The following is a 6,691-nucleotide window of genomic DNA, read 5'->3' as shown; positions in this document are numbered from 1 at the left end:
CGATACATGGATGTGACTGAAGAAATTAACGAAAACAGGATGTTAAGTCTTCAGCAACAGTTAAAAGGAACATAGCGAATCAAAATCAGTGACACCATTGTTATTGGTGCCCCGATGTATAACTTTTCGATTCCTACACAGCTTAAAAACTGGTTTGATTTGATTGCCCGTGCCGGTGTGACTTTTAGTTACACAGAAAACGGACCTGTCGGCCTGCTAACAGGTAAAAAAGTGATTGTGGTTACCACACGTGGTGGCATGCACAAAGGCGGCGATACCGACATCATGGTGCCTTATTTGAAAACATTCTTAAGCTTTGTTGGCATGACAGATGTTGATGTTGTTTATAGCGAAGCGCTGGCCATGGGCGATGAAATGGCAGCAAAAGGCATTGCTCAAGCGAAGCAAGAGCTAGAAAGCCTCGCGCAGTAATAGCCAAATGAGTTTCGAATAGTAAGCAGTACCTTCTCACGGTACTGCTTATACCAATCTGGATAAGTAATTGATCTATGTATTACGCAGGAAAAATGGTTGTTATCAAGGCAGAGCTACTGTGATTTCACTCGTGGATAAGGCCTTTTTGTTGTGCTGTTCATCTCTTGTGCTGAAACAGCCCTAGAAATCAAACTGTACATACACCGTGTTGTAGTTACTCCCGCCTTTAATGCGCCCAAACTGGGAAGCACTTTCAAAAATCGCTGAGCGGTGATGCAAACTGTAACCTAGCCACACGCCATCTAGCGGTTTATGGTTGAACACATCACCAAGGTTGACATCAAAAGAGAAGTCTAAATAATTAAGCAGCTTACTGGGTTCGTACCCTTTTCGATCCATCTCAGACTGTTCAATGTAAGTAATGCGATTAACATAAGACAAGCCCTCGGCAACACCAAAACGCCACTGTACCGGCCACGTAAAGGTGTAATAGGCTTTTATCGCCATCACATATTCTTGCGTTGAGCTTTGAACATCAGAATGCCAGTGCCATACATAGCCAGGAGTCAGATAGATATCCAGCGGTAAGCCAAACAGCTCATCGGTCAGGGGGTGACCATAAAATACAGAGGTCAACTGATTATTAAATTCGTCTTTTTCGGTATTACCTGAGAATATTTCACCAATATTCGATGGTGTCGCCCAACCATGAGCTATACGCAAATATGGCTTATTGCTGATAGTCGACTTTCTCGACTTCTTGGCATCATTAAAGAAGCCGAAGCCAAGGTATCCCTCACCTTGCCAGTTGTCACTGATAAAAGCAGCATCACGAGTATTACTATCAAAGTAGCGAGCATAAGCCCCACCGACAACGTATAAGTTAGACGTTACATGGTAACTAAATGCAGAACCCATTTTGAAGTCTACGCCTGAGTCAATATCTTCTAGATTCAACCCGTAGTAGTAACTGTTGTAATCACTGTCTTTCCAAATCAAGGATGCCTTCGGAAGAAAACGCCAGTCATTATATTGATAGTCACCACCAATGGAGAACTGAGAACTTAATCTACCATCAGGATCAGTCAACAACTCAACATCGGTATAGGTGTTTTCATCCCAACGATATTTATACTGAAAGCCATAATCCGCTGTATCGCCACCTATCTCATTTTGGAAAGAAGAGGGTATGTCGATAAAGTGCATCCGTATGAGGGCATTGACTTCCCAGTCTTGCTCACGGTAGAGGTTAAGGCCACCTTCTGTGCCGTTGATAAACAAACGCTCCCCCTGATAGAACATCATGGGAACAAAGGTTGCTACTGTTGAATCTTCAACAACAGACTCAGTTGCATAAGGAATCGATGCGCCTCGCATGACCGCAGCGATACCCCACTTTTGTTCACCGTCTCTTTTCTGCCGCAAATCGTCTACAGATATAAAGCCTAATGACTTCTCTTGCTCTATCGACACGGGAGTATTTTCGGTGGCAGTAGCCAATGCTGCGAATGGCAAACAAGCGATAAAACCAAGTTGCTTAGACAATCAATTTCCCTCAAAAAAAATCATAACTATGATAATAGCTTTTATTGGCTTATATATACCTGAATTAAAGTACATTATTGTCGAGAGAAGGTAAAAAAGCATAAAAAAAGCCCGATAATGATCGGGCTTTAAGAAATCAATTTCCACAATTACTGCTGAGAAGCAATCTCTGCTTTTTTCAGATCTTTAACGTTCTTGCTGACTTCACGGCGTTCTTTCGAAAGCTCAGCACTGATGATGATGTGGTCATCAACACGGTCTTCGTAGTCACCTTTCATGTTTTCAATAATCTCGACAATCTGATCATGAGTCATGTCAGCTTTGATATAGTCAAGTAGGTTTTCCAGCAATTCAACACGCTTACGGTTATCGCGCACTTTACGGTCGTTGTCTAGGATCTCACGTTTTAGCTTATTCTTGCGACGAGTCTGACGAACTAACTCTAGGATAGTGTTCATTATTTGTCCTTATATGAATCTACAAAACCTAACTGCCCCCGTTATAGCAGAAACATGTATTGCCACTCAAGTCACATTTTGAGTCGTGAAACCAAAACAGCCTGCTTCATTGACTTATTTCATCAAACGGAGCGATACACATCCTGCGACTTGAAGTCACCTGGGTATAACGCTAAAAGTAAGATTTAGTTAAATTTGTGAGATTATTTAAGTGCTGGCTCAAGTTCGACAAAATCCTGTGAAAGCCCCCACAAATTTCTTATTTTTTTATTTGCAATTAGCCCAATGCTGCCTAATCTTTGAAGTGAGCAATACTGTTTTGCACTGATATGACATTGGCTTCTGAATCACTTCGTCTAGCAATTCTTTTTGCAAGTCCAACCGGTGTATAAGAGTTCAATTGTTACAGATTAGATAGTATTGGCATATGTACAGATGTAAGTTATCCAGGAGACAACATGTCTAAAGCAACAGGTACCGTTAAGTGGTTCAATGAAGAAAAGGGTTTCGGTTTCATCACACAGGACAACGGCGGTGCTGATGTATTCGTTCATTTCCGTGCAATTACTGGCGATGGCTTCAAGACCTTGGCTGAAGGTCAAAAAGTAAGCTATGAGACAGAGCAAGGGCCAAAAGGTTTACAAGCTGCGAACGTAGAAAAAGTTTAATTTTCTCCGTTTACACTTGGATAAAAGGGCTGTTAAAGCCCTTTTTTACGTTCTACATTAACCGCTTACCTGTACACTTATTACTCAGCCATAAGTTAACCGCTTAGATTTCGACCTTTCGCTCTAATCTGCCGTGAAATCAATCAAAACAGTGATAACATCTTGTATACCATCATTAAAACAACAGCTTCAGTACAATCCAAATCACACTTTTCCATATAAACGACTTAATTTCACAGTATTTGCTTGCCTCCCACCCTCTCGTATGGCCTAATGACCTTGGCCTGAAATGCAGACCTATTTATGCAACAAATTGAAATAGAAAACTTCGTTACACCGCTTCATCGAGCGACGTTGTCCTGAAGAGCTCAACATTCTTTTGTCCATAAGTAATTCATTATGATGGCTTAAGTACGCAACAAGCGTTTATTAATTTTTTGATTCAGGAGACATTCCATGTCTAAAGCAACTGGTATCGTTAAGTGGTTTAACGACGAAAAAGGTTTTGGTTTTATCACTCAAGACAACGGCGGTGCTGACGTATTCGTTCACTTCCGTGCTATCGCTGGTGAAGGCTTCAAATCTCTAGCTGAAGGCCAAAAAGTATCTTTCGACATCGAACAAGGTCAGAAAGGTCCTCAAGCTGCTAACGTTGAGCGCATCTAATTGCGTTAACGTGAAGAATTCCAAAAGGGTGCCCTCTGGTGCCCTTTTTTCTTTCCTGCCTCCCTCATCAGTAACACCCTTTTTCTCCCCTATCAAAAGCTGTTCTGTGTAACAATTTTGAAATAAATTGAATCTCTAAGATTAAGAAGCGCCCTTTTACTTCCCTTTCGCCGTACACTGGGAATAAATGCTTTTGTTTCACGAGATTTATATATATGGCAGTACATCGCACTTATCAAACACAGTCTATTCATCGTCTTCTCATCGCTGGGGCTGCGGTCATTTTCTCTCTTCTCTTTGTTTTTTTCGTCACCGACCATCTACTCCAAAAAAAACAGACCGAACTCCAATCTTTACAACACACGATATTAGAAGCATCTAATGGCATGCTCATGATGCGTCGTCATGAAAAAGACTACCTTGCACGAGTCGATGAAAAATACTTAACGAAGATGCAAGACACCTATTTAGATCTCAAGGCTCAAATATCTAAAATCAACCATGCTATCGATAAGCATGCTATTGCAACCCATTATCAAGGGGAGCAGGCACTAGATAGTATTGATAGCTATTACCAACAATTTAATATCATGAGCCATACTGTTCTCGATATTTTCGGTGAAGAAGGAGCGAAGAGCTTAATTGATCGACTAAAAGATAGTGCCCTAACTTTCGAACACGCATTAATTGCTGCCAATTCACCAGAGGTTGATACGCTCACTCTCACAACCAAAGATTTAATGTATAAGTTTTTCAATGATTTTGACCCTCAGTTGCTCCCCCTCATCGACCAAAATCTAGAAGAAATAGAAACTGCTATCGCGGCGTCCCCCAAATTGAGTTCATCAGCCAACAACTTTGATAGATTCAAGGGTGCGTTTTATACATTACAACACAGCTATAAAACACTTGGCTATTCCCATAACGATGGAATGCATGGTGAGCTGCGCAGTACTATCCATTCATTAGAGTTCACCCTCAATATCCTGTTTACAGAAGCGCCAAAACAAATAGAACTGGCAATGGGCAAATATGAAACCTATAAAAACGCGGTCGCGCTCGGGCTATGCCTCGCTATTATATTTGTTCTACTGTACGTAATAAGACAAACCAATAAGCTTGAACAAGCCCTAATAACAGCGCGCGAGCAAGAGAAACAAGCCAACAAAGCTAAAAGTGCTTTCCTGGCCAACATGTCTCATGAAATCCGCACGCCGCTAAACGGCATTCTAGGAATGACAGAAATACTATCAGACTCCAAACTCAGCGCTGTGCAAAGCGACTACCTCTCGACCATCAACGCATCTTCCCAGACTTTGCTGATGCTCATAAACGATATTCTCGATTTATCCAAAATTGAATCTGGCCACCTTGAAATTGCACCCCATACATGTGCACTCAAAGAGGTCATCTTTGATACAGCTGCACTTATTGCCCCGAAAGCCCAGCAAAAGAAAATAGACTTGGTGGTCGACTTAGACTCGGCCCTCCCCGACTATATCAAAGCCGATGAGCAAAAAATTCGCCAGGTATTGATGAACCTTGCGTCTAACTCTATCAAGTTCACAGAATCAGGATCGATTACTTTTACCGCCAAACAGGTTCATTGCTCTTTAGAACACACTCAGGTTTTCTTTTCAGTTAGCGACACAGGGATCGGTATAGACAGCGATAAGCAAGCCCACATCTTTGAAGAGTTTCGACAAGAGACAAGCCATACTTCCTCGCAATATGGAGGGACAGGTCTAGGCTTGGCTATCTCTGCAAAAATCATTGAAATGATGGGCGGTGAAATCCAGTTAGTCTCCCAAAAGCAGGTAGGCAGTACATTTTCTTTTACCCTGACTTTTCAAAATGATGACCAGACCACGAGCCCAGCACCAAGCTTACCGGTATATTACTTGGCATCAAACCATAACAATTTGTTGGTCTCAGAAATAAAGCGATTCGGTTATCAGCTAACTCTTTGTCACACAGTTGATGAAATGCTCAACGCGGACAGCGCCTCTACCGTTGTGATTATTGACGAGCCGAGTTCACTGCCGATTGCTGCAAACCAACTTAATCCTTACAGGATCATTTATGTACGCAAAAATCATGAGGTCATAGATGGCATTGCCAACAATGTTGTTGCCTTAGCAACCGATCCATTATTCGGTATGCGATTGAATAATAAACTGAAACAAGCCTTCTCTATTGGCACTCATGATAACAAGAAACAGCCTCAATCATCCCACGCTGACACTTGTACTAAAACCGATATAGCAGCCAAGAAGCAAACTATCTTGATTGTCGAAGACAATAAGATTAACCAGCAAGTTGTGTGTATTAACTTAAAACGTGCAGGTTATGAATACTTGATTGCCAATAACGGTCAAGAAGCCGTTACCCTCTACAAGCAGCATCATCAACAAATCGGCCTGATATTGATGGATTGTATGATGCCGGTGCTTAACGGGTTCGAAGCGACTCTGGCTATCAGGGCTTGGGAACAACAGCAGACTTTGGATAGGTCTCATATTATTGCCCTAACCGCCTCTATTCTTGATGACGATATACAGCAGTGTTTCGACAGCGGAATGGATGATTACCTGCCAAAGCCTTTCAAACGGGATGTATTAATAGAGAAACTACAAAAACAAACTAATGAACCTATTAACCTGAATACCGGATCCCTTAAATCCACGTCCCCCATTAGTTAACGTGCTGATTTGAAAAGTAAACGGAACAATGGTTTGGTTTAATGACGACAGTGATGCAGATTTTTACGATGCTTCTGTGAGCTTGTTCAGTGTCGGCTACTCTATCGATTCTAAACAACTTGCTAATCAAACATGATGGTTCCGCAGATGTTCTTACTGCTATTGAAAGCGACACAGCGGTGTCAATTTAAGCGCAATTATCAATATTTTATTTAAA

5 protein-coding genes and 1 pseudogene are annotated in these 6,691 nt (G+C 41.6%); 4 read left to right on the top strand and 2 right to left on the bottom strand.

Annotated features, from left to right (window positions below; translation table 11 throughout):
• Positions 1-78: 78 nt before the first annotated feature.
• Positions 79-432 (top strand): annotated as a pseudogene (locus NHN17_RS18415) (NAD(P)H-dependent oxidoreductase); the annotation flags it as partial.
• Positions 433-615: 183 nt separating this feature from the next.
• On the opposite strand, the gene NHN17_RS18410 reads toward NHN17_RS18415, so the two are convergent.
• Both NHN17_RS18410 and NHN17_RS18405 read right to left on the bottom strand, forming a co-directional pair.
• Positions 616-1,875, bottom strand: coding sequence for a MipA/OmpV family protein (locus NHN17_RS18410; RefSeq protein WP_255044097.1), 1,260 nt, complete (start codon positions 1,873-1,875; stop codon positions 616-618).
• Positions 1,876-2,129: 254 nt separating this feature from the next.
• Entirely contained in the window at positions 2,130-2,438 is a 309-nt protein-coding gene (locus tag NHN17_RS18405) for a DUF496 family protein (protein ID WP_255044096.1), read from the bottom strand.
• Positions 2,439-2,896: 458 nt separating this feature from the next.
• Between NHN17_RS18405 and cspE (NHN17_RS18400) the strand changes: the two genes are divergently transcribed.
• The 3 genes from cspE (NHN17_RS18400) (at position 2,897) to NHN17_RS18390 (ending at position 6,474) form a co-directional block, all read left to right on the top strand.
• Positions 2,897-3,106: a transcription antiterminator/RNA stability regulator CspE gene (cspE, locus tag NHN17_RS18400; RefSeq protein WP_107347945.1), complete on the top strand. Its 210-nt coding sequence runs from the start codon at positions 2,897-2,899 to the stop codon at positions 3,104-3,106.
• A gap of 456 nt (positions 3,107-3,562) precedes the next feature.
• A complete protein-coding gene (gene cspE / locus NHN17_RS18395; RefSeq protein ID WP_036830632.1) occupies positions 3,563-3,772 on the top strand; it encodes a transcription antiterminator/RNA stability regulator CspE in 210 nt (69 codons plus the stop codon).
• A 215-nt stretch (positions 3,773-3,987) separates the two neighbouring features.
• Positions 3,988-6,474 (top strand): hybrid sensor histidine kinase/response regulator, encoded by a 2,487-nt coding sequence (locus NHN17_RS18390; protein ID WP_255044095.1) that lies wholly within the window; start codon positions 3,988-3,990, stop codon positions 6,472-6,474.
• The last annotated feature ends 217 nt before the right edge of the window (positions 6,475-6,691 follow it).

The sequence above is a fragment of the Photobacterium pectinilyticum genome (genome assembly GCF_024357955.1).
Lineage (GTDB): Bacteria > Pseudomonadota > Gammaproteobacteria > Enterobacterales > Vibrionaceae > Photobacterium > Photobacterium pectinilyticum.
The sequence above is the reverse complement of the archived record's forward strand: the minus strand, read 5'-3'. Positions and strand labels throughout refer to the sequence as shown.